Annotated in this window: 18 protein-coding genes; 13 read left to right on the plus strand and 5 right to left on the minus strand. The window is 52.4% G+C overall.

Annotated features, from left to right (window positions below):
• Nucleotides 1–67: 67 nt before the first annotated feature.
• A complete protein-coding gene (locus tag ACR9FF_RS07435; protein ID WP_116393853.1) occupies nucleotides 68–1363 on the minus strand; it encodes an aminotransferase class I/II-fold pyridoxal phosphate-dependent enzyme in 1296 nt (431 codons plus the stop codon).
• A 348-nt stretch (nucleotides 1364–1711) separates the two neighbouring features.
• Between ACR9FF_RS07435 and ACR9FF_RS07440 the strand changes: the two genes are divergently transcribed.
• Nucleotides 1712–2497 (plus strand): helix-turn-helix domain-containing protein, encoded by a 786-nt coding sequence (locus tag ACR9FF_RS07440; protein ID WP_435170045.1) that lies wholly within the window; start codon nucleotides 1712–1714, stop codon nucleotides 2495–2497.
• A 280-nt stretch (nucleotides 2498–2777) separates the two neighbouring features.
• Here the strand turns inward: ACR9FF_RS07440 and asd are convergent, their stop codons facing one another.
• Nucleotides 2778–3566 carry an archaetidylserine decarboxylase gene (asd, locus tag ACR9FF_RS07445; RefSeq protein ID WP_435170047.1) on the minus strand — a complete coding sequence of 263 codons (789 nt, stop codon included), beginning with the start codon at nucleotides 3564–3566 and terminating at the stop codon, nucleotides 2778–2780.
• A gap of 173 nt (nucleotides 3567–3739) precedes the next feature.
• Here asd and ACR9FF_RS07450 point away from each other — a divergent pair, with 173 nt between their 5' ends.
• The 11 genes from ACR9FF_RS07450 (at nucleotide 3740) to ACR9FF_RS07500 (ending at nucleotide 18646) form a co-directional block, all read left to right on the plus strand.
• Nucleotides 3740–5053, plus strand: coding sequence for a glycosyltransferase family 4 protein (locus tag ACR9FF_RS07450; RefSeq protein ID WP_435170049.1), 1314 nt, complete (start codon nucleotides 3740–3742; stop codon nucleotides 5051–5053).
• Nucleotides 5054–5153: 100 nt separating this feature from the next.
• Nucleotides 5154–11900 carry a WIAG-tail domain gene (locus tag ACR9FF_RS07455; protein WP_435170051.1) on the plus strand — a complete coding sequence of 2249 codons (6747 nt, stop codon included), beginning with the start codon at nucleotides 5154–5156 and terminating at the stop codon, nucleotides 11898–11900.
• A gap of 187 nt (nucleotides 11901–12087) precedes the next feature.
• Nucleotides 12088–12840 (plus strand): glycosyltransferase family 2 protein, encoded by a 753-nt coding sequence (locus ACR9FF_RS07460; protein ID WP_435170053.1) that lies wholly within the window; start codon nucleotides 12088–12090, stop codon nucleotides 12838–12840.
• Nucleotides 12841–12869: 29 nt separating this feature from the next.
• Nucleotides 12870–13592, plus strand: coding sequence for a sugar phosphate nucleotidyltransferase (locus ACR9FF_RS07465; protein WP_435170055.1), 723 nt, complete (start codon nucleotides 12870–12872; stop codon nucleotides 13590–13592).
• A gap of 17 nt (nucleotides 13593–13609) precedes the next feature.
• Nucleotides 13610–14962 carry a glycosyltransferase family 2 protein gene (locus ACR9FF_RS07470; RefSeq protein WP_435170057.1) on the plus strand — a complete coding sequence of 451 codons (1353 nt, stop codon included), beginning with the start codon at nucleotides 13610–13612 and terminating at the stop codon, nucleotides 14960–14962.
• Nucleotides 14963–15060: 98 nt separating this feature from the next.
• Nucleotides 15061–15348 carry a hypothetical protein gene (locus ACR9FF_RS07475; RefSeq protein ID WP_015843055.1) on the plus strand — a complete coding sequence of 96 codons (288 nt, stop codon included), beginning with the start codon at nucleotides 15061–15063 and terminating at the stop codon, nucleotides 15346–15348.
• 25 nt (nucleotides 15349–15373) lie between these two features.
• Entirely contained in the window at nucleotides 15374–15715 is a 342-nt protein-coding gene (locus tag ACR9FF_RS07480) for a restriction endonuclease subunit S (protein WP_317981634.1), read from the plus strand.
• Nucleotides 15712–15990 carry a hypothetical protein gene (locus ACR9FF_RS07485; RefSeq protein WP_116393844.1) on the plus strand — a complete coding sequence of 93 codons (279 nt, stop codon included), beginning with the start codon at nucleotides 15712–15714 and terminating at the stop codon, nucleotides 15988–15990. The genes ACR9FF_RS07480 and ACR9FF_RS07485 overlap by 4 nt, the downstream gene beginning before the upstream one ends.
• A gap of 32 nt (nucleotides 15991–16022) precedes the next feature.
• Nucleotides 16023–16310 (plus strand): hypothetical protein, encoded by a 288-nt coding sequence (locus ACR9FF_RS07490; RefSeq protein WP_435170060.1) that lies wholly within the window; start codon nucleotides 16023–16025, stop codon nucleotides 16308–16310.
• A gap of 105 nt (nucleotides 16311–16415) precedes the next feature.
• Nucleotides 16416–17525, plus strand: coding sequence for a CgeB family protein (locus ACR9FF_RS07495; protein ID WP_435170062.1), 1110 nt, complete (start codon nucleotides 16416–16418; stop codon nucleotides 17523–17525).
• A gap of 11 nt (nucleotides 17526–17536) precedes the next feature.
• A complete protein-coding gene (locus tag ACR9FF_RS07500) occupies nucleotides 17537–18646 on the plus strand; it encodes a CgeB family protein (RefSeq protein ID WP_435170064.1) in 1110 nt (369 codons plus the stop codon).
• 11 nt (nucleotides 18647–18657) lie between these two features.
• Here the strand turns inward: ACR9FF_RS07500 and ACR9FF_RS07505 are convergent, their stop codons facing one another.
• A complete protein-coding gene (locus ACR9FF_RS07505) occupies nucleotides 18658–19647 on the minus strand; it encodes a ketoacyl-ACP synthase III (RefSeq protein WP_435170066.1) in 990 nt (329 codons plus the stop codon).
• Between the two features lie 190 nt (nucleotides 19648–19837).
• Here ACR9FF_RS07505 and ACR9FF_RS07510 point away from each other — a divergent pair, with 190 nt between their 5' ends.
• On the plus strand, nucleotides 19838–20695 hold the full coding sequence (locus ACR9FF_RS07510) for a YhcN/YlaJ family sporulation lipoprotein (protein ID WP_201006555.1): 858 nt from the start codon (nucleotides 19838–19840) through the stop codon (nucleotides 20693–20695).
• Between the two features lie 210 nt (nucleotides 20696–20905).
• Here the strand turns inward: ACR9FF_RS07510 and ACR9FF_RS07515 are convergent, their stop codons facing one another.
• Nucleotides 20906–21130 (minus strand): helix-turn-helix domain-containing protein, encoded by a 225-nt coding sequence (locus ACR9FF_RS07515; protein WP_006040330.1) that lies wholly within the window; start codon nucleotides 21128–21130, stop codon nucleotides 20906–20908.
• Between the two features lie 200 nt (nucleotides 21131–21330).
• Nucleotides 21331–22959, minus strand: coding sequence for a catalase (locus ACR9FF_RS07520; protein WP_127494999.1), 1629 nt, complete (start codon nucleotides 22957–22959; stop codon nucleotides 21331–21333).
• Nucleotides 22960–23123: the final 164 nt, after the last annotated feature.

Consider the following 23123-nt stretch of genomic DNA (forward strand, 5'->3'; position numbering starts at 1 on the left):
TTTCGTTATAAAAATAGCGGTGCAGGGATCATCCCTTGCACCGCTGTTTTTTATTTATAAAGGGCAATTAACCGAGCAGCTCGGTAACCGCCTTGTAGATCGTATCGAACAGCTCTTCCAGGTTCGGCTCCTCAATGCAGGAGAATGCAACGCGAAGATCGGTCTCGCCAAGCGCGATTGTTCCGATTCCGTACTCGTCCAGGAGACGTGTGCGGACCTCTTCCGCGGAGACGCCTTTCAGCTTAAGGCACATAAAGTAACCGGAGTTAAATGGATAGTAGCTCCATACGTCTCCGTAACGACCGCTGTCGAGCAGATCTTTTACTTTATTGGCGCGCTTTTTCATCACTTCGTATTTCTCCGCTTTCTGTTCATCGAACTCAGCCGACTGCAGTGCGCGCAAGACGAAGGTTTGCGACGGATGCGGGCCGCTCGAGATTGTCGCGCGGATAATGCCCATCGTTTTCTGCTCAAGAGCAGCCAGTGCTTTATCGGAAGGGTTAGCGTAAGTAATGAAACCAACGCGGAAGCCCCATACGTATTCTTCTTTAGTCGCGCCGTCGACTTTGACAGCCAGTACGCGCGGATGCAGATCGGCCAGCTTGCCGAATAGCGATTCATGCAGCGAGTCTTCAAAGAACAGGCCGAAGTACGCGTCGTCCGTTACGGCCACTACGTTAATGCCTGCTTCTGCCGCATCGCGGATTGCCGCAACAATCTCATCGCCTTCCTGAGGATCCGGCGAGTAGCCTGTAGGGTTGTTCGGGAAGTTGAGGATGACAATCGCTTTTCCTTTGTCCTTCTGAGCGAGCAGAGCTTCGCGCAGACCGGCGCTGTTGAAGCGGTAATCCTCATTGTACAGCGGGTATTCAACGATCTCGGCACCGCGGCGGATGTTGAATGTCAGTTCATAGTTCTCCCAGTTCTTGTTCGGGATGATAACCGCATCGCCGACGTCGGCGAACAGGTCGGCAACAATACTCAAACCGTGTGTCAATGCGTTCGTTGCGACAGGGTTGCTGAATTTTTTGCCTTCAAGGGAAGGGTTTTCTTTAACCATTTTGGTGCGCCATGCGGAACGCAGCTCCGGCTTGCCTGCTGGCGGAGCGTATTCGTAGATATCTTTTGGATCATACGAGGACAATGTGTCTTGTATAACCTTAAGGTGCATGGGCTGACCGTTTTCTATTGCTATGCCGATCGTGGCGTTAAATTTCTTAGCTTTGGCCTTTGCTTCTGCGGATTGGCTGAGTATGCCTTCCTTCGGGAAATAAATCGCTTTTCCTAAAGCGGACAACATGTCGTAGACGTTCGGACTTTCGGCTTTGAGCGTCTCATTCAACTGCTGAGCAAGTGGGTTCATGGACTCCATTCCATCCTTCCGGGAAATCAATTCGTCATTTAACGCTTATCGGGTGCTATTATAACATTTTTTTAACAAAGCACACCAACCAAAATGCAATATTTTTTGACTTTTGTGCAAACGGGAGGGCAATACCCGCTTGCGTGCGGGTTTCCGGCTGTTGTATGATGTCGGCAAGAACTCGAAATTTCGCGAAAAATGCTTCGGAAAAGCGTCGCGAGATCCTTAATATTCGTCTGGGAAGTAATTTTCGGCATAACGAAAAGCATTATTTGGTAAACTTTGGATTATGCTTGCCATGTAATTTCAACCAATAGCAAGCGGGGTTAAACTTTTAGGAGGATTCGCATGCTGCACTTATCTACGGATTCGTACATTAAATTGCCGCCTATTGCCAAAATCGTATGTGAACCAAACTGGAGATGGCAGCGGCGCGAGAAGCCAATGGCGAACTATGATTTATTTTATGTATGGAGCGGCGAAGGGGAAGTGGAAGTTAACGGAACAGCGTATCCGGTAGGAAAAGGAAGCTGCTTTTTGTTCCGGCCTGGTGACCACACGAGTGCTACCCATAATCCACAAAAGCCCCTTGTCCTGACCTATATTCATTTTGACGTACGTGATCCTGTGCAGTTTGTGCCGGAACGTTACCGGAAGCTGACGGATACGGTTGATTTCGAATATTTGCTTTCCCGGTATGTCCGGCTGTTTCTCGTTGAGACATACGCGGCGGAGGAGGAGGCCTTGCTGGTGCTTAAGCAGCTGATGATCCATCTGCTGCGCGAGGACCGGGAGATGCCGGTTGAACGTAAAGGCAGCAACCAGCTGACCGAAGCGATTCAAGAGGTTGCCAATTACGTGAAGCAGCACCCGAGCGTAGCTCACCGGGTTGAGGATTTGGCAATGCGCGCCCAGCTGTCACCGCGGTATTTCTCCGTAAAGTTTAAGGAACTGATTGGTATGTCGGTACAATCTTATATGATCCGGACACGAATCGAACGGGCCCAGCACCTGCTCATGTACGAGGGCATGAACGTGACGGAGGTCGCGGACGCGCTTGGCTACAGGGATATTTTCTTCTTCAGCAGGCAGTTCAAGCAATACACGGGCAGAAGCCCATCCGAAATCCGTTAATAACAAGAAAATGCGCCGCAGGGATAATCCCTCGGCGCCTTTCTTCTATATAGGGCCATTTCGGGTAATGAAATGGCTCTATTCGGTTCTTATAAATAAGTTTAATTAGGGGTAAAAGTGCGATTGGAGCATTAAATGATTCTGCAGAAGTGTAACGTTCGCTTTTGCTCCGGGGATTCCAATCCGCGAGGATTGTTCAAAGGAATCCCCGAGCAATGGCGATCGGAAGAACATTTAATGCGCAATGAGCATGCCTTTTAACGCGCAATGAGCCTGCTCTTTACCCCTCAATCAACTGCCCCAGCTTCTCACCCATCCTCACCTTTAATCCGGGCGCAAGATCCTGCCGGGGAATGAAGGTATCGTTCTCCATGAGCAATACGACCGTTGAGCCGAACTCGAAATAGGCAAGCTCGCCGCCTTTTACGGCTTTGTCGCGAATGGGCTCCACATAACGAATACTGCTGACGTTCATGGCGCCAACCTTGACGACGGCCGTTTCTCCTCCGGCATGTTTGATGTAGGTAATCAGTCTTTCATTCCGGCTGAGGACGCGGCGCATGCGGCGAAGGCCAAAGTCGTTAACCGGGTATACCTTGCCCGGAACATGCTCGCGCTCGACAATCCGTCCGTCTACGGGGGTATGTATGCGGTGATAATCGGTTGGACTTAAGTACAATACGATGTAATATCCGTCGCGGTAAAGCTCTGTTCGCGGAGAGCGGTTAAGCAGCTCCTCAATCGTATAATCCTGTCCTTTTACGTTAACAATCGTACCGTCTTTGATCGGTCCTGTCCCCGTGATCAAGGCGTCCACCGGACTTATAAGTGCTGTAGTCTCTTCATGAATAATCCGGGAGCCCGGCTTCAGGCGCCTCGTAAAAAATTCGTTTAACGTGCTGTATGCTTCCAGCGGCTTCTCCGCTTCTTCGATTTTGATGTTATACATGCTGGCGAATCTCGGAATCCAGCCGCGGCTTGCCTTCGATTGCGCGAAGCGGCCGGTCAGTCTGGATATCCATTTGCGCGAACTAAGCTCCGTCATGGCTTGAAACAACCATCCCATCATGCCCGCTCACTCACGTCCTTTCCTTGCATCTTGCCTTTCGGTGTCCTCCGAACAGTGTGACACAACCATTCCTACAAATCAATAGTATAGGCGTCCGCGCAACCTTGTGGCAATAACGGAATCGCTTGCGTATGCTAACTGCAAATTGATAACGAAGGAGGCCTTCCTTCGACATGTCGCCTGTGAAAGTGGCATTCGTTACGCCTGGAGCCTATCCGATTCCATCGGGAAACAGCAGCTCAGTCGAACGGGTTGTTGAAAAATTCGTTCCTCTGCTGCGTCCTAGTGTTGAGCCTCGTATTTACGGGAAAACCGGGCGCAATTTGCCCCGCCGTAGCCTTGTTCATGACGTCGTATGCGAAAGATTCCATGCTGCCAGACGTTCCGCTTATGTTGCGAATATAGGACGTGCTATCAAGAAATTCGGTCCGCAAATTATACAGGTCGAGAACCGGCCGACTTATGTTATAAAGCTGAGGAATTCCAACCCGAAAACCAAAATATGGCTTAATCTTCATTCTTCCACTTACATCAGTCCGAGACACATCTCCGAGTCGCAGCTCCGCAAAAGCTTTGCTCTAGCGGACCGGATTATTGTAAACAGCGAATTTTTGCGAGGTCTGATCCTTAAGAAGGTGCCGGAAGCCAGCACGAAGCTTCGCGTCGTATATCCGGGAGTGGAGACAAGACGCTTCCAGTCCCGCTATACGGCGGAAGGGGAGGCAGCGCGAAGACATCACAGGGAGCGTAAAGGCCTGGTCCACCGAAAAGTAGTTGTTTTTCTCGGCAGGCTGATTCCGCTTAAGGGCGTGCATCATTTGCTCGCCATCGTGCCAAAGCTGATCAAGATCCATCCCGATCTTCTTGTTGTCATTGTCGGAAGTCCATTCTACGGGTCGCACCGTACGACGGCGTATTCCCGCAAGCTGTTAAAGATGGGTGAGCGGTACAAGAAGCATGTCCGGTTCGTGCCGTACGTGCCCTATTCGGAAGTTCCGGGCTGGTTCATGGCCGCCGACATTGCCGTCATGCCTTCGGGCAAGCGGGAAGCGTTCGGGCTTGTGAATGTAGAGGCGATGGCAACGGGCCTTCCGGTTATAGCTACGCGCGCTGGCGGAATGCAGGAAATTATCCAGGACGGAGAGACCGGTTTTCTCATCAATCAGACGGAAATCAAAACCGAGTTGACTGCCAAGCTCCTGCTCCTGCTCCATAATGCGGCGCTGCGCCGGCAGATGGGGGTAAAGAGCAGGCAGCGGGTGGAGCAGCTGTTCACATGGGAACATACGGCGAAGCGGTGGTTAAAGATTCAAAGAAATGAAGCGGACCTGAAATACAGCGACAACCCGGAGTTAAGTGATGAAAACTTAGATCCGGAGTCGGTTTCGCAGCTCGTGCAGGAAAAGGCTCATGAGGAGGAGCAGATGATCAGCTACGAAATGGGCTACTTGAATCATACGCCTTATACCCGGGAGGACGGCAGTTAAGAGCTGCCGTCCTTTTTTGTTGGCTAAACGTTAGTAGCGCGCCCATGGGTAAGAGCATATAGTGAAATAACTTTGGGGAGGAAGAAAGAAGGAGAGGTCAATGACAAAAGGTAAATCGTCGAAAAGCGCCAAAGGGCGTAAGCCGAGTTATTTTGTTGATAATCCGAATGCCTCGGAATTAAAGTGGCTGGATGAATTGAAAAGCAAAAAGAATAAGGTTCAGAATAATAACCTGCTTGTTCCGCAGCCTAAACCTGCAGAGAACCGGTCGGTGAACATTAACGCAATAGCTCCTGTGGAAGAAGCCCCGCAAGCGGAGACGGATTTGATCCCTGTATTGACGGAAGAATTGATCCTTGTTGCCGATGCCTCCTCATCGGCTGAAATAAGCGACGCTGAGACAGAGCGGCTTATTGAGGAAATCGCTTCTTATGATGCTGATCCCGTACCGATTCCGGAGCTGAAGCAGGAGCCTAGGCTTGAACTGAAGCAACAAGAAGTTAAGCAGGAATCGAAGCCTGAATCGAAGCCTGAATCGAAGCCGGAAGCCAAGCAAGCGCAAAGGCAAGAATCGAAGCAGGAGCGGAAGGAAGAAAAAACATCTGTACCGGGACTTGAGCCAACTTATGAGAAGAAGCTCGACAAACTGGTGGAGAAGCAGGACCTATACAAACCGTTTCCGTTTATCTATGCGGATGATATCGTGGATGGCGCCGTAACAGGCAGCAAGCTTGCTCCTTACTCGGTAGACTCGGACAAAATGCGTCCGGGCAGCATCAACTCTTCCACCTTATCCGATTATGCGGTGCAAAATATTCATCTTGCCCCCGGAGCCGTAACGGGCAATAAAGTTTCGCCTTTAGCCATTACGGGCAACCATCTTTCGAACAGCTCCATTACCGGGGATAAAATCGTGGATTCCTCGATTAACGGCAGCAAGCTGCAGGATGGCAGCATCACCTCGGAGAAGCTGGCCGACCGGACTATTGATTCCAGCAAAATCTCGGACAGCTCGATTACATCGCGGCATCTTCAGCCGTTTATCATCACGGAGGAGCTGATCGACAACCATTCCATCTCTGCGGATAAAATTCAAAACAGCGCCGTCCGCACGGAAAAAATAGCCAATGAGGCCATTACGAATTCGAAGCTTGGCGAGGCATCGGTTACTCATTCCAAATTGCGGGACGGAGCGATTACAGGTAGCAAGCTGGCCTCGGATACGATTGAGTCCGTTCATCTGAAGCAAGGGCTGCTCCTGGCGGAGCATGTCTCGATTGGAGCTATCCTGGGGAAGCACGTGGCTCCAGGCGCCATCACGCAGGAGCATCTGGCGGAAGGAGCGGTAGGGACCGGAGCCCTTCAGCCTCAATCCGTAAACGCCGAGCGGATAGCACCCGGAGCCGTTAACGCAAGTCATCTCCAGCAGGAGACCGTTTCCGCCGAGCATATCGTGGCCGGACAGATTGGGAGCAAGCATCTTGTCGATCAAAGCGTCAACTCGAGCAAGCTGACAAATGAAGCCGTGCAAACCCGTCATATCGGGCGCAGCAGCATCATTTCGGACCATATTGCCATCGGCCAGATCGAGCAGCGCCATATTGCCCATCAGGTGGTGTCGCGTCAGCATTTGCAGTCCGGTTCCGTAGGCAGGGAGCAGCTGCAGGACGGCTCTGTGAAAGGGGAGAAAATCGCTCCCCAAGCGATTTCGACCGATCATCTGAGTGACCAGTCGGTCGGAACGCACCAGCTTGCGGACCAGGCCGTAACGGATCGAAAAATAGCGGACGGCTCGGTCAAAAGCTCCAAACTCGCTGCGGGAGCTATCGAAACGGGCCATCTGAAGAACGAGATTATTACGTTTCAGAAGATTGCTCCCGATACGCTCCGTGCCTATCATTTTTCGGCAGGCGCCGTAACCGAGGATGCGATTTCCCCGGAAGCGATCTCCGGCGAGCATTTGAAGCCGAAGGCGATTGAGAAGCAGCATTTCGCCAATCAGGCAGTAGGCACGGATGCCATTCAGGATCTGTCGGTTACAAGCGGCAAGATCGCTTACGGTGCGATTACCGAGTTTAACCTGTCTCCGAACTCCGTTCATCCGCATCATCTGGCCGATCATAGCATCGGCTCCCAGAAGCTCGCTCCCGAATCCGTTTCAACCGACAAGCTGGCCGAGCGAAGCGTAACCGCCTCGAAGCTTGGCGATGGCAGCGTCAACGAACAGCATATCGCGCAAGATGCGGTGAATTCCGATGCGATTCAGCCTGCTTCCATCCATGGCGGTCATCTTCAGTATTCCTCTATCGCAAGCGAGCATATTGAGGACGGCGCCATCCAATCCGTTCATTTGGCGGAGGAAGCAGTAACGAGGCAGCATTTGTCGGAAAGCAGCGTACAAACGGAGCATTTGTCCGACCAAGCGGTGACAACCGGCAAGCTGGCTGCCCAATCGGTAACAAGCGAGAAGCTGGCGGATTCGAACGTTACCTCCTCCAAGCTGGCGGATGGCAGCGTGCAATCGAATCATATTGCTCCGGGCTCGATTCATTCAGAATTAATCGGCCTTCAGGCGATCCAGTCGGAGCATCTGCAGACGGGTATTATTCAAGCGGAGCATATGGGCTATCAGTCCGTTACCGAGATGAATCTGTCGTACGATATCGTGAACACGGATCATATTGCCGACCAGGCCGTAACGGCAAGCAAGCTGTCCAAAGATGCGGTAACAACCGAAAAGCTGAACGATTCAAGCGTAACCTCTTCCAAGCTGGCAGACGGCAGCGTTACGGCTGGCAAACTTGCGGAAGGCTCCATCTACTCGGAGTTAATACGCCCGTTCTCGATTCAATCGAATCATATCGAGCCGCTCTCCATTCAATCCGAGCATCTGACGGAGGATATTATCGGAGCGGATCATATCCGCGGCGGAGCGGTTGGAACGGAGGCTTTGTCTAACCAGTCGGTAACGGCGCCTAAGCTGGCAACCGGCGCTGTGCAGTCCAGCCATATCGGCAACGAAGCGGTTGTAAGCAGGCATTTGGCGAATGATTCCGTCCTTGGCATTCATATCGTAGAGGGCAGCGTTCGCAACATTCATCTGACCGATGAAGCAGTCACCGAAGCGAAGCTTGCTCCGCTCAGCGTAGGGGAAGCCCATATCCAAGCCGGCGCGGTAAATTCGGAAGCCCTGCAGGATGAAATTATCGGAACGGAGCATCTCGCGGACGGTGCGGTTCGGGAAACCAAGCTGGCTTCCTTATCGGTTAATGCCGATCATATCCAGCCGTTGTCCGTTCAGGAGAAGCATCTGACGCCGGGCAGCATCGATGAAAGCAAGCTGCAAAACGGCGCGGTAACATCCGCCAAGCTGGCAGTTGATACCGTATCGGGCGATCACCTGCGCCTGGAGACGATTGCGAGCAAGCATATTAAGGCCGATTCCATTCAAAGCTATCATCTTCGGAAAGGCACGGTGTCCTTCGATCACCTGAGTGCGGATGTTCTTAATGAATTCAAGCCTAAAACGATTTTGCCGGAGCAGTTGGCTGAAGGGATTATCGAAACCTCCAAGCTGCTTGACGGCAGCGTTGTTACCGATAAGCTGGCGGATGGCAGCATCACAACCGGGAAGCTGGCCGATGAGAGCGTCACAACCGGCAAGCTTGCGGAAGGAAGCATCACAAGCAGCAAGCTGGCCGACAACAGCGTCACGGGCGAGAAGATTTCGGATGAGAGCATTACCGGAAGCAAGCTGACGGCAGGCAGTATTAGTAACGACAAGCTGGCTGATAACAGCATTACGGCCGATAAGCTGGCCGACGCAAGCATGACAGGCCGGAAGCTGGCATTCGAGAGCATCACCGGCGATAAGCTGACAGCCGAAAGCGTAACGGGCAGCAAGCTGGCCGGAGGCAGCATTACCGGCGATAAGCTGGCGGATGAAAGCATTTCAAGCCGGAAGCTGGCAGATGGCATTATTACGGGCAGCAAGCTGGCCGACGGAAGTATTACCGGCAGTAAGCTGGCTGTTGAAAGCATTACAAGCGATAAGCTTTCGGACGGAAGCATCACGAGCAGCAAGCTGGCTGATCAAAGCGTTTCGGCCGAGAAGCTGCTGGATGAAAGCGTGTCTGGCCGGAAGCTGGCAGACGACAGCGTAACGGCGGAGAAGCTTGCCGACGATAGCGTTGCAACCCGCAAGCTGATGGACGAAAGCGTCACTTCCGAGAAGCTTGCCGAAGAGAGCGTAACGACGAGCAAGCTGGCCGATCAGGCGGTAACAGGCCGCAAATTGGCAGCGGAGAGCGTCACTTCCGATAAGCTTGCCGACGACAGCATAACTACCCGCAAGCTGCTTGATGAGAGTGTCACCAGCGAGAAGCTGGCCGACGGGAATATCATTACGAGCAAGCTCGCGGACCTGTCTGTCACCGGCAGCAAGCTGGCGGATGAGAGCGTTGCGACGGAAAAGCTGGCGGAGGGAAGCGTTACATCTGAGAAGCTCGCGGCAGAAAGCATTACAAGGCGTAAACTGGCTGACGAAAGCGTAACGACGGAGAAGCTTGCCGACGACAGCATTACAAGCCGCAAGCTGACCGCGGCAAGCGTAATTACCGAGAAGCTGGCGGAGGGAAGCGTCATTACAAGCAAGCTAGCTGACCTGTCCGTCACCGGCAGCAAGCTGGCGGATGAGAGTGTCTCGACCGGGAAGCTTGCCGATTCCAGTATTTCGAGCCGTAAGCTAATCGATGAAAGCGTGACTGGCGATAAGCTGGCAGGCGGCAGCGTGACGAGCGAAAAGCTGGCTGATCAGGCTGTTACCGGAAGCAAGCTTGCCGATAACAGCATTACCGGCGAGAAGCTGGCGCCCGGAAGCATTACGGCTGATAAGCTCTCCTCAGACAGCATTACCGGAAGCAAGCTGGCTGATGAAAGTGTCACGACCGAGAAACTGGCGGACGATAGCATCACGACCCGTAAGCTGGTGGACGAAAGCGTGACCGGCGAGAAGCTTGCCGACGAAAGCGTCACGGGCCTAAAGCTGGCAGGCCTGGCCGTTACCGGCAGTAAACTCGCGGACGAGAGCGTTACAACCGAGAAGCTGGCAGGCGGCAGCGTAACGAATGAGAAGCTGGCTGATGCTAGCGTGACCACCTGGAAGCTGGCAGGCGAGAGCGTCACGACCGAGAAGCTGGCGGATGAAAGTATTACATCCCGCAAGCTCGCGGGCGGAAGTGTCACGGCCTGGAACCTGGCCGAGGGCAGTATCTCAAGCGATAAGCTAGCCGATGAAAGTGTCACGACTGGCAAACTGGCTTCCGGAAGCATTACTTCGGAGAAGCTTGCCGAAGAGAGCGTAACGACGGAGAAGCTTGCCGACGACAGTATTACATCCGGGAAGCTGATTGATGAAAGTGTGACCGGCGAGAAGCTGGCCGACGGCAGCGTATCAAGCAACAAGCTGGCCGATCTGGCCGTCACTTGGAGCAAGCTGGCCGATGAGAGCGTCACAACGGAGAAGCTTGCGGCGGGAAGCGTCACGGAAGAAAAGCTTGACACTGCTAGCATTACAAGCCGCAAGCTAGCCGATGAAAGTGTGACAACCGAGAAGCTTGCCGACGATAGCATTACAAGCCGCAAGCTGATTGCGGAGAGCGTAACCTCCGAGAAGCTGGCGGACGGAAATGTCATTACGAGCAAGCTAGCCGACCTGTCCGTCACCGGAAGCAAGCTGGCGGATGAGAGTGTCTCGACAGGTAAGCTTGCCGACTACAGTATTTCGAGCCGCAAGCTGATTGATGAAAGTGTGACCAGCGATAAGCTTGCCGACGAGAGCGTGACAAGCGAGAAGCTGGCTGATCAAGCGGTGACCGGAAGCAAGCTGGCCGATAACAGCATTACAAGCGAGAAGCTTGCGGCTGGAAGCATTACGGCCGAGAAGCTTGCGGCAGATGCCATTACCGGAAATATCCTCCGGGATGCCAGCATACTCGCAGAGAAGCTTGCCGACGACAGCATCACAAGCCGCAAGCTGGCCGAAGAGAGTGTGACCGCAAGCAAGCTGGCGGACGGCAGCGTTACGATCAATAAACTGGCTGATCAAGCGGTGACTAGCAGCAAATTGGCCGACGAGAGCGTTACGGCGGAGAAGCTGGCCGATGACAGCATTACAACGCTTAAGCTAGCCGATGACAGTGTAACCACTTGGAAGCTCGCGGATCTTAGCGTCACATCCGGGAAGCTGGCAAATAGCAGCGTTACCCGCGAGAAGCTGGCGTTCGGCAGCGTGACGGGCGATAAGCTTGCCGGCAACAGCATCACTGGTGATAAGCTGGTAGAAGAAAGCATCACGGCCGAGAAGCTGGCCGATGAGAGCATCACAACCGAGAAGCTAGCCAATGAGAGCGTAACGAGAGAGAAGCTGGCGGAAGACAGCGTATGCGGCTGGCATATTGCGACAGAGGCAATAACGATGGATAAATTGGCGCCGGAGCTTGTATCGGCGATATTCCCGCCAGTCATAGAAGATGCGGAAAAACAGTCGGAACAAGAGCCGGAACCGGCGCCTTCCTATATCCGCTCCACGGGAACCGGTCAGGTCATTCAACAGTTCGGCCTTGCCCCGTATTCGTTCTTCAAAAAAGGGAAGATGCTGGAGATTGAAGTTATATTCGACGAGCCGTTCAGCAATACGGACTATGCCATTACCGCCATCTGCGATAATCCGGAATGCTATGTATCCGTCTTTAGCAAATCCGAAGGCAGCGCCATTCTAAACATTGTCCGCTCCAGAGGTTCGTTTGAGCCTGAGGGATATATGAACTGGATCGCCATTGGCCGGTAACATTCATAGATTCAATAGAGGATGGGAGCTAAATCTATGCTCCTATCCTCTTTTTTAATTGGGAGGGGGACAGACGTCTTGGAAGTTGTACAAATGCCGTTGCGCCAACAGTCTGCATACATACTATGTGATGTGCATCAATATGCTTGCAAATATTAATAGGCGTAAAACCGAGGTGATTCAGTGGATGAAACGCGCACCTCATCCTAATCCGGCCGTATCGGTCATTATCCCTGTTATGAATGAAAAATCGACCATCGGGCGCGTGATTCGCGAAGCGGCAAAGGTACATCCCCGTACGGAGGTTATTGTCGTTGCCAATGGTTCTACAGACGGTTCCATAGCAATTGCTAGAAAGATGGGGGCAAGGGTGCTGCAATTCGGGAAGCCTCTTGGTCATGACGTCGGGAGAACGATAGGGGCATTGGAGGCTAAAGGCGAGGTTCTGCTGTTTATTGACGGAGATATGGTTATATCAGCTGCTAATTTGCGTCCTTTCATTTACGCAGTGAGAGAAAAAGGAGTAGACGCGGCGTTGAATAACTATTCCGGTCCGGTTCGCAAAGCGAAGGTTCATAGTGTCGTGCTGGCTAAGCATGCCTTGAATGCCGTTCTTCAAAGGCCTGACCTGAAGGGAATGTCGTTCACGGCCGTACCGCATGCGATCAGCCGCAGATGCCTGGATACGATTGGAGCGGAAGCCTTGTCAGTTCCTCCGCTTGCCCACGCCATGGCTGTGAAGCAAGGACTTAAGGTGAAAGCCGTACACACCGTTAATGTCGGCAAAATAAACAAACGGCGGCCGGAGCGGGAGAGGAAAAACCCGCTTGAACGATTAATTTTAGGCGATCATTTGGAGGCGATCTATTGGCTGCTGTCATGCACAGATGAACGGGGCGGGTTCGAGGATCGGCTGCGCAAGCGCGAGATGGCCTTGTAAGTCTGCACATGGTTAGGAGGGCTGCACTTTTGAAAGCTGTTATTTTGGCGGGCGGAACCGGTACACGGCTCATGCCTCTTACTTCTTATATCAATAAGCATATGCTGCCGGTCGGCAGACATCCGATGATCCATCATGGTATCGAGTCGCTGCGCAGGGCAGGGATCAACGAGATTCTGATTATCACGAACCGTCAGTCTGCGGAAACGTTTATCCGGTATTTCGGCAGCGGGGAAGACCGGAAGGTGTCGCTGGTATACCGGATCCAGGAAGGAGCCGGGGGCATTGCGGATGCGCTGCAGCTGGCCAGACCGTTTATTGCGGATGGCGAGAAGTTTCTCGTTCTTCTGGGTGACAACTTGTTTGAAGAGGATTTAACGCCTTATATTCATGATTTTCGGCAGCAGCAAGACGGGGCGATGGTGCTTCTTAAGGAAGTCGACGATCCGCACCGGTACGGGATTCCGGTCTTTGATGCTAGCGGTGCAATCAAGCACATAGTAGAAAAGCCCGCGGAGCCGCAGTCGAATCTATCGGTTACCGGTTTATATATGTATAGCTCGGATGTTTTCGAGCGAATCGAGAATATCAGCCCGTCAAGCAGAGGAGAACTCGAAATTACGGATCTGAATAATCTTTACGCGGCTTCCGGTCTATTAACCTACCGGACGTTAGCCGGCTGGTGGATGGATGCGGGGACATTCGAGTCGCTTAAGGAAGCATCCGCCCGATATTGGGATATAGAATACTAGACGGGAGAGATTTGTGAGTGAGACGCAAACCGCGGGGCATTCGTCGTCTCAAGCCCGCGCCTACGAAAGAGGGAAGGCGTTCGGCTAACTATCAGGCCGGTCTGCAGGCAGGATACAATCAGGGACTTCTTGCTGGTCAAAGCAGCTATCAATCTTTGTTCGAGGGAACAAGCATTATTATCCCGAGCTACAATCAGGTGAATTATTTGCGCGGCTGCATCGACAGCATCGTGGACAATACGGAGCAGCCCCACGAGATCATCGTTGTCGACAACGCTTCGACTGACGGGACAGCCGAATATTTGGAGCAACTGGACGGTCAGGTACGTTACCGGGTTCTCGATCAGAATTACGGCTTCGCTGGTGCGGTGAATATGGGACTCATGATGGCCAAAGGCACAACGATGCTTATTCTGAACAATGATACGCTTGTGACGGATAACTGGCTTGGCAACTTGCTAATCTGTCTGCACAGCGATCCCACAATCGGAATGGTGGGGCCGGTCACGAATTATATTAGCGGGGATCAGCAAATTCCGGTCCCTTACGAAAGAATTGAAGATATGCCGGAATTCGCGAGACTTAATAATATTTCCGATCCGAAGCGCTGGGAGAGAACAGACAGGCTGCCGGGCTTCTGCCTCTTGTTCCGGCGCGAATTGTGGGAGCAGGTCGGCTTTCTTGATGAAGGGTTCGAATTCGGCAACTATGAGGATGATGATTATAATATTCGGACCAGGCTGCTCGGTTACTCCCTTATTATCGCAAGGGACACCTTTATCCATCATTTCGGGAGCGTCAGCATCAAGGCGCTTGGCGATCAGCTTGAACAGGTTAACACCCGAAACATGGTTTACTATATGACCAAATGGAATAATCCGTATGCGTGGATTCATCAAGTTCGCACAAGCCATCCGAAGCCAGCTTCGCTTAAAGGAAAGGGAGAGATCGCCTTCTACCCGGAAAGTGTCGCTGTGAAGGGAATTGGCCCGCAGGTTTATTGGATCGAACAAGGAAGCAAACGTCCAATCGAAGGGCAATGGTCCGGACCGGTCGTGCGTCTGCCGCAAGTTCTGCTCCGGAGCTGGCCGTCTGCGGACGCGCTGCCCGCGGTTGAAGCGGCATCCAAATGGCATGCGCTTCACTCCGCTCATTACGGCGCTTCCCTGCACGGGCAAGTTGCAAGCGGGCTGGACGGCTTCCTGTATTATCTGGAGAATGGCACCAAGCGAAAAATCATTACGGAAGCAGCAGCCGTCTCCTGGCATTTGAACGAAAGGGCGAAATATCCGCTAACCTCGGAAGAGCTGCAGGCAATGCCGGAGGGGCTGCCTCTGATTCCGCCGGTTAAGCTGCGTCAGGTCCTGTAGGCATACGCAAGTATCACCCTTTTTCAAAGATGCATATGCTAGTATGACGACGACAATTGAACTTGACACGTTTATTGCTGCAAAGGAGGGGCTGGAAGTTGCAGCAGATCGTAAACGAAATAATAGAGCATTTATCGCATTCCCATCAACAAATGGCTCGCATGATTGACTCCAAGCGGCATGTTGTCGTGCGGATGGCCGAGGTTGTGAAGGCCATCCCCGACAACAATCCGAACTTTGGAGGAACGGATGGACTGCTGTCGAATACGCAGGCTCTGCTTGGCGGAGTTGTTTCTTATTTAACAACGATAGCCGAATTGCAGGAGACGCTTGCCGCGCAGCTGACGTTTACGGTCCGCGAGCTTCGCCTAGAGGAAGAAGAGTAAGCTTGCCGGAAGGAGGATGTTTGTCATGAATCGGGAACAGGCTTATATGCGAATGCTGGGCGCTACCGCCCATATGCAGTGGAATATTGCCAAAATGCTGGAGGCTAAGGCCGAAGAAACGGAGAAAGCACGTCATTGGATATGTAATCATATTACCGCGGCATCCTTCCTGGGCGATCAAACGCAGCTTAAACAGACAGCCCAAATCAACGAGCAGGTGATTGAATTATTGGACGGCGTTAACAAAATGAGCCAAGGGATCCTATCCGTCATGCGCTCGGTTCTGCCTAAAAGCAACGAGGGCGGAGGCAATCATGACGGGGACGACGAGGAGATGCTGTTCGGCGGCATGGGTGACATGAATTGAGATTCCAGTCGTCCAGAGAACAGCAAGTGAAGCTGGAGATTCTCTCTTCTCTCGCCAGCAGCCAGACGGCGCTTGCCCGCATTCTGAACAGCATCGCCGACGTATCGGAGGCTTCCCCGGCGCTTGCCAGAAGCATTGCCGAGAATGTGAAGCTCCTAACGTCCATGCAGAAAAATATAGCGGAGTCGGTAACGGGGCTGACCATGCGCGGCAAGCGTCTGAAGCGGGGGCGCCCCGGCAGCCCTTGGCTGAACGCCAAGATCAGCAGGCTGTAAAATAGAAGTCATCCATGAAGGAGGCGTTTGATATGAAGAAGAAAAGCGCTGTTTCAGCCAAACGGAGAACCAAACGCAAGCCTGGTGTAAGGACTAAACGCAAAGTAAACGGAGCCCGGAAGACGGCGGGGAAGAAGAAGCCCGGCAAAAGCACGATGAAACGCCGGAAGTCTTCGGCCAGAAAAAGAAGAAAAAGCGTAAGCTTTGATCAGGCCAGCTACGATAACGGTTTTAACCAAGCCTATAACGACGGGTATAATTCCGGCTTCGCCAAAGGCTTTGAAGACGGCCATCAGATTGCTTACGAGACGCAGGTTTAATCGCACAGACGAAAGATAGAGGTCTTAGCTCTGCCTTGTTCATGCCAGAATGGACAAATCAGGAATAAGGCTTTTTTTGTATAACTTCGGATAACGGGCAGGTGAGTGGGAAATTTGAACAAGGCAGCAGCGGCGTCCTTTCGGCAAGGCAGGCAGCAGGGTTATTCGGCCGGATTTCAGGCAGGTTGGCGGGACGGGGCTTGCGAATGGGCAAAGACTTCTCCCGTAACTCCGGTTCCGGAAGCATTACCTTTGCGCGTGCTATATATTCCGCAAGGCTCATTAGGCTTTGACGCCATTGATTCCGGCATTATTCAGGCGCTGCAACGATGCGCCAGCGAAGTGCATGTAGGCGCGCAGGAAGGCTTGCTGCAGCAAGCCGCAGCCATTCGGCCCGATCTTGTGCTTGTATTGAACGGCTTATACACTTTCCCGCCGGATCATCTGGAGCAGATTGCCGCGATTCGCGCGCTAGGGATTAAGACGGCGATCTGGTTTGTGGATGACCCGTATATGACGGCCCACACGGTCCAGATCGCGCCAGCTTACGATATTGTACTGACGCATGAGCGCGGGACAATACCGCTCTATCAACAGCAAGGATGTCTTCAGGTGCATCATCTGCCGCTTGCCGTCAACGAGACGGTATTCCGTCCTTTTCGCGCGGATAAGACGTATGAATACGAGGTTTGTTTTATCGGTGTAGCCTTCTGGAACCGGGTAGAGCTGATTGATTCGATCGCCGGGCAGCTGTCGAAGCGAAAGCTGTTTATTGCCGGAGGGCACTGGGACCGTCTGAAGCAATATCCGCTGTTAGCATCGAATATTCACCCGGAGGGCATTGCGCCAGAAGCGGCCGCCCATTATTACAACGGCTCCAAGATTGTGATCAATATGCACCGGTCCGATGTCCCAGGGAAGGATAATCAGATTGAAGCGCAGGCACCCGGCTTGTCGCTGAATCCGAGAACCTATGATGTTTCGGCTTGCGCGACGCTGCAGCTAACGGATATCCGGGATGACCTGTTTTCCCAGTACCGTCCGGGTTATGAGATCGAAACCTACGGCAATGCGCAGGAGCTGCTGCAGAAAATTGATTACTACTTGACCCATGAAGAAGAACGCTTGCGGATTGCCATGAGAGGCTTGTACCGAACTTTGCGTGATCACACGATGACTACGCGAATCGCTACGCTTTTGAATCTATTGAAGTAGGAGTGACAAATATGGCGCCAGTGGTCAAAAGGAAGAGCGATGAGGAGGCTGGACGCGCGGCGGGATATAAGCTGGGATGGGATCACGGATACTGGTTCGGGTTATGCGAGGAAGCGATCAGCCGTATTCCGAAGGACAACAAAGTATGGCCGATTCACGCCATGTATGTGGAGACGGGCAAAGGCTTTCCTTACTCGCCGATCGACGAAGCCGTAAGAGGGACTTTAGCGTCTATGGTCCAGAGGTTGACCGTTGTTAACGCGGCGCAGTCCGTGGCGGAGCTTGCGCTCGCTGACCGGCCGGATGTCGTTATCGTTCTGGATGGACTGCAGTTTGATGTCGCCCAGATCGAAAAGCTTCGGGAAAACGGAATCCGGACAGCGATCTGGCTGACCGACGATCCTTATTACATGGATATTACAACAATGATTGTTCCGTATTACGATACGGTATTTACGCTCGAGCGCAACTCGGTGGACTATTACAAGCAGCTTGGCTGCCAGAATGTGTTTTATTTGCCGTTTTGCTTCGATCCGGCGCAATATCGCCCGACGAATCCCGAACGCTCAAGCCGCAAAGAAATTACGTTTATCGGATCCGCCTATTTGAACCGGGTTAGCTATTTCAATGAATTAACTCCTTATCTGGCGGGGAAAGATACGTTAATATCCGGTATTTGGTGGGACCGGTTAGCGAAATATGACCTGCTGAGCTCCAAAATCAAGCTGAATAATTGGATGGGACCGGCAGAAACAGCCTTGACGTACAATGCTTCCAAAATCGTGATCAATATGCATAGGGCGCATGACGATGCCTTGTACAACAGCAACCGAATCGGATTAACGGCCGTTTCCCCTAACCCCCGGACCTTTGAAATTGCCGCTTGCGGCGTACTGCAGGTATGCGATACCCGGGATGATCTTGCTTCCTTTTTTACACCGGGAGTAGAAATCGTTACCTATTCCTCGCCGGCGGAGCTAATCGAGAAGATGGAATATTACCTGAAGCATGAAGAGGAGCGGCAGCAAATCGCCCTTCGCGGCATGTACCGGGCTTTCCGGGACCATAAATACGCGAACCGTCTTCAGACGATGCTGACGATATTATTCCCGCTCCTCTAATTCTTCATGAATTAAATGGACCAACGAAGCAGGACGCCAGACTGCGTTAATCCGCCGCCAAAACCATAGAGCAGCAGCAAGTGTCCCGGTAATACGCGGCCGTCCCGGACGGCGGCATCAAGGGCAAGCGGAATGGATGCGGCAGACGTATTGCCGTAGCGCTCGATGCTCGACAAAGCCTGCTGCTCGCTTATGCCGGTCCGTTCGCATAACGCGTCGATAATGCGCTGATTCGCGTTGTGCGGAACGAACCAGTTGATTTGGGACGGCGTGTAGCCGCTGTCCTTCAGCAATCCGGCGATTCCTTCCGATACGTGGCTAAGCGCCCATTTGTATACTTCCCGGCCATTTTGAACGATACGGCTTGACGTATCGATATCCGCCGCGTTAATGACGGGGGACAAGCCGCTCCGGTAAACATGATGTCCGCCGGCGCCGTCCGTCTGGGCGGAAATCGCCAGAACATCTCCGTCTCCACGGGCTTCCATTAAGAATGCGCCGGCGCCGTCGCCAAACAAAATGCAGGTCGTCCGGTCTTCGTAGTTCGTTACCTTGGACAAGGTTTCTCCGCCAATAACGAGGATTTTGCGGTAAACGCCGGACAGAAGCAGGCCGTTCGCCAGCTGAATGGCCGATGTGAAGCCTGCGCATGCGGCCTGAATATCGATTGCGCCGCAATGACGGATTCCAAGGCCTGCCTGAACCTGGGCGGCAACGCTTGGGATGACATTGTCCGGCGTAGAGGTAGCGACAATAATGTAATCCACATCCTCGATTTCCACCCCGTACCGCTCCTGCATATCCCTTACCGCCCGAATGCATAAATCGCTCGTGAACTGGTCATCCGCCGCAATCCGGCGTTCACGGATGCCTGTGCGCTGAACAATCCATTCGTCCGAGGTTTCGACGATACGCTCCAAATCCGCATTGGACAATACTTTATCCGGAATATAAGTGCCGATGGCCGTAACAGCTGCGTTGGATTGCAATTGCTTTTCCATTAGAACCAGCTCCTTTTCATTTCATACTATCGCTTCTTGGCATTTTGTTAGTACCAGGTACTAATACTTGATATTAAATTACTGAATTTGAATGGATTTGTCAAGCCTTATTGGGGATAGCTTCCCCGTAACCGAGCACAATAAGACACGGGTCAAAGCCTAACTATTCGAATGGAGGAGTGGCCAGTTCATGAAAAACAAATTCATTCTTCTTACAGCAAGTGTGGCTTTAGCAGCAACGTTAACGGGGTGTGCGTCCAATCAGGGAGATATCGGCAATAAAAATATCCGTCCCAACAGCGTGCGTTACGATGCTAACGGGAATGTGATACGTAATCTGGCGGCTCCGGGAACATTGACCGACAAACGTTTCGCGAATGATCAAATGAACGAGATGAACCGCGTCAATGGCCGTCGTCTCAACAGCAACAACATTGTTGGCAGTCATAAAAATTATAAAATGGAAATGAGCGAGGAAATCGCCAAGAAGCTTGTGGCTATGAATACGGTTAAGACGGCCAATGTCATGCTGACCGATCATAATGCTTATGTTGCCGTATCCTTCGAGGATCATACGCGCGGCTTAAGCGCAAAAAGCTACAACCGCACAAACCTGAGCAGCCCGATTACCGATACGAACCGCCACATGAACGGCACGTATGGCGCAAGCGGCGGGAAATACGGCATGAACGGCATGAACGGAACGTATGGCATGAACGGTACGATGGGCGGTTACCATAATGACGGTATTCGCGGCCTGAGCACAACCGACACCGGCGAGAGCCAGCTGACCGATAAAATCAAAAGCGATATCGCCGCGGAAGTGAAACGGCTGCATCCGTCGGTTCAGAACGTTTATGTATCCGCAAGCCCGGACTTTGTGGACCGCATGAACAGCTATATGGGCGATGTTCGCCTGGGTCACCCGATTCAAGGCTTTGTATCTGAATTTAATGCCATGGTCGAGCGCATCTTCCCGGCGAATGCGACGAAGCTGAACTCGAATATGGCCAAGCACACCACTCCTTATATTTACGATCACCGCTAATAGCCGAAAATAAACAAAAAAAGGGCCTGCTTGCTTCGCAAGCGGGCCTGTCCTAGAAATGGTATCAACTGTGGGGTTGATGCATATGATTGTATCGAAGAAACCTTAGTCTAAGATTAAAGAACTTTGTCGAAATTGAAACAAAGTAAAAACCCCGCATCCTGTATAAGAAGCGGGGAAATGAAATAGCCCAAATCATGAATGGGATGGTTAGATTTGTAACTCCCCAAGCTTGATCAGCTCGACAACCGCTTGCGAACGACCTTTAACATTTAACTTTTGCATGACATTCGAAATATGGTTGCGGACGGTTTTTTCGCTGATAAATAATTGCTGCGCAATATCTCTAGTTGTTTTATCCTGCACCAGCAGCTCAAATACCTCGCGTTCACGATGTGTTAATAAGAACTTGCTTTTATGGTCGCTACCCTTCAAGTTTGTCACCCCTCCTTGCTCGGGTTTTTATGGTTTAACAAGGTTAAGGGATACAGTCAAATTATTGTATGAAATGGCTATGGCAATGGTGCTGTATGTAGGGAAAATGGGCGCTTATAATAAAAGAAGGGCTGTCCCGCATGCTCATCGTTACTGAACATGGGGGGACAGCCCTTCTCTGTTTTTTGCTTAAGCCATACTTAGTATCCGTCTGTTTTGTGCCCAAGCTCCTCGGCGACTTCCATGCCTTCGCGGGCGGGGAAAGTGCCTTTGTGCTCAGCTTTCATCGCAGAGGATTTCTTGATGGCTTCCGCTACAAGACGGCCGTACTCCGGATCCGCTTGCGTTAGATTGGACAGCATTTTGTCCCGGATAACAGGCGCGCAGGTTGACAAGGCATCGCCCAGATTATGAACAAGCTCGTCGCGCTCCCACTGCTCCAGCTTGCGGAACGTATCGCCGGCCTGGGCGAAATCGTTGGTCCGGTCTATCGACTGGCGGACGAGATTCGCGTCGTAATGCGGCTCATGCGGGGCGCCGGAAGCTTCGGCCTCCGAAAGTCCGTTCAGACTGGAGGGTTCGTAGTTCACATGCGGATTCTGACCCGGAGCGACATCTACGTAAAAGGCCATTTGACCGTCGCGCTGATTGGTTGCGGCACGCTTCTTCGGCGCATTGATCGGCAGCTGCAGGTAATTCGCGCCTACGCGGTAGCGCTGGGTATCGGAGTAGGATAAGGTGCGCCCCTGCAGCATTTTATCGTCCGAGAAGTCCAGCCCGTCCACCAATACGCCCGTTCCGAATGCCGCCTGCTCCACTTCGGCGAAATAGTTTTCCGGGTTCTTATCAAGCACCATCTTGCCTACCGGCACCATCGGGAACTGATCTTCCGGCCACAGCTTGGTATCGTCTAGCGGATCGAAGTCCAGCTCCGGATGATCGCCGTCCTCCATGATCTGCACCTTCAGCTCCCAGGCCGGATAATCTCCCCGTTCAATCGCCTCGTACAGATCCTGCGTAGCATGGTTGAAGTTCTTCGCCTGAATTTGCTCGGCTTCCGCTTGAGTCAGGTTTTTGACGCCTTGCTGCGGGTCCCAATGATATTTGACCAGTACCGCTTCGCCCTTCGCATTTACCCATTTGTATGTATTGACGCCGGAGCCTTGCATTTGGCGGTAATTCGCCGGAATTCCCCAAGGGGAGAACAAGAAGGTAATCATATGGGTCGCTTCCGGCGAATTCGAGACAAAGTCGAAGAAGCGCTCCATCGACTGCACGTTCGTTACCGGATCCGGCTTAAAGGCATGAACCATGTCCGGGAATTTCATCGCATCGCGGATGAAGAAGATCTTCAGGTTATTGCCGACCAGATCCCAGTTGCCGTCCTCGGTATAAAATTTGGTCGCGAAGCCGCGCGGGTCGCGGAGAGTCTCCGGCGAATGCCCGCCGTGGATCACGCTCGAGAAACGGACGAAGACTGGCGTCTTTTTGCCTTTTTCCTGGAACAGCTTTGCTCTTGTGTATTTGCCGATCGGCTCGTTGCCGAATGTGCCGTAAGCTTCGAAATAACCGTGCGCGCCTGCTCCGCGGGCGTGAACAACCCGCTCGGGAACGCGTTCGCGGTCGAAATGGGTGATTTTCTCGATAAAGTGGTAATTTTCAAGGGTAGCCGGCCCGCGGTTGCCAACCGTTCTCGTATTCTGGTTGTTGGATACCGGATGGCCTTGTCTCGTCGTCAGCGTCAGATCGGTTTCGCCTGCCGCTTTGCGGTTGTCGGCTGCTCCGCCCGCGCCTGCCGCATGAGTGCCGTTTGTATCGTTTGCGGACATTTTAGCATTTCCTCCATTTCCAATTTAAAGTCGATTTTACCTAATACTCCACTACTATTCCTCATTCCGAAAGAGTTTATGATAACAATTGGCATATCCTTAAAGCTCTATCCCCCTATTCAAGCGGCAAGGCGCGTAGTACTGTATTAAGAAAACAGCCTGCT

Origin of the sequence: Paenibacillus glycanilyticus, from assembly GCF_051200795.1 — a bacterium.
GTDB classification, from domain to species: Bacteria; Bacillota; Bacilli; order Paenibacillales; family Paenibacillaceae; genus Pristimantibacillus; species Pristimantibacillus glycanilyticus.

Bases quoted from the DNA above. Each gene is read 5' to 3' on its own strand.
- ACR9FF_RS07505 (WP_435170066.1), bottom strand. From the start codon at position 19,647: ATGGAAAAGCAATTGCAATCCAACGCAGCTGTTACGGCCATCGGCACT.
- ACR9FF_RS07435 (WP_116393853.1), bottom strand. From the start codon at position 1,363: ATGAACCCACTTGCTCAGCAGTTGAATGAGACGCTCAAAGCCGAAAGT.
- ACR9FF_RS07510 (WP_201006555.1), top strand. From the start codon at position 19,838: ATGAAAAACAAATTCATTCTTCTTACAGCAAGTGTGGCTTTAGCAGCA.
- ACR9FF_RS07520 (WP_127494999.1), bottom strand. From the start codon at position 22,959: ATGTCCGCAAACGATACAAACGGCACTCATGCGGCAGGCGCGGGCGGA.
- asd (WP_435170047.1), bottom strand. From the start codon at position 3,566: ATGATGGGATGGTTGTTTCAAGCCATGACGGAGCTTAGTTCGCGCAAA.
- ACR9FF_RS07450 (WP_435170049.1), top strand. From the start codon at position 3,740: ATGTCGCCTGTGAAAGTGGCATTCGTTACGCCTGGAGCCTATCCGATT.
- ACR9FF_RS07480 (WP_317981634.1), top strand. From the start codon at position 15,374: ATGAATCGGGAACAGGCTTATATGCGAATGCTGGGCGCTACCGCCCAT.
- ACR9FF_RS07500 (WP_435170064.1), top strand. From the start codon at position 17,537: ATGGCGCCAGTGGTCAAAAGGAAGAGCGATGAGGAGGCTGGACGCGCG.
- ACR9FF_RS07440 (WP_435170045.1), top strand. From the start codon at position 1,712: ATGCTGCACTTATCTACGGATTCGTACATTAAATTGCCGCCTATTGCC.
- ACR9FF_RS07460 (WP_435170053.1), top strand. From the start codon at position 12,088: ATGAAACGCGCACCTCATCCTAATCCGGCCGTATCGGTCATTATCCCT.
- ACR9FF_RS07455 (WP_435170051.1), top strand. From the start codon at position 5,154: ATGACAAAAGGTAAATCGTCGAAAAGCGCCAAAGGGCGTAAGCCGAGT.
- ACR9FF_RS07490 (WP_435170060.1), top strand. From the start codon at position 16,023: ATGAAGAAGAAAAGCGCTGTTTCAGCCAAACGGAGAACCAAACGCAAG.